The organism is Photorhabdus noenieputensis (genome assembly GCF_018448935.1).
Lineage (GTDB): Bacteria > Pseudomonadota > Gammaproteobacteria > Enterobacterales > Enterobacteriaceae > Photorhabdus > Photorhabdus noenieputensis.
Window position 1 is genome coordinate 1 of sequence record NZ_RCWC01000209.1, and the last position, 289, is coordinate 289.

The 289-nt window shown below is 55.0% G+C and carries 1 pseudogene; it reads left to right on the top strand.

Features of this window, described 5'->3' with window-relative positions:
* Positions 1-218 (top strand): annotated as a pseudogene (locus EAE91_RS23885) (ShlB/FhaC/HecB family hemolysin secretion/activation protein); the annotation flags it as partial.
* Between the last annotated feature and the right edge of the window lie 71 nt (positions 219-289).

Consider the following 289-nt stretch of genomic DNA (forward strand, 5'->3'; position numbering starts at 1 on the left):
AAGGGCAGTCGCTGTATCTGGCAATGGATTATGGCGAAGTGGGCGGCCGGGGCAGCGACGCGCTGCTCGGAAAACACCTGGCGGGGAGGGCCCTGGGCTGGCGCGGCAACCTGAAAAAGGTGAGCTACGACCTGTTTGTCGGTGTCCCGCTGTCTAAACCCGCCGGTTTCCAAACTTCCCCCGTCACGGCCGGATTCAACCTGTATTGGCAGTATTAATTTAAATAACAAAACTGCCGGTGGGTAGTATTGTGTGGAGCAAACGTCATGAACAAGCAGTTATATCGTAT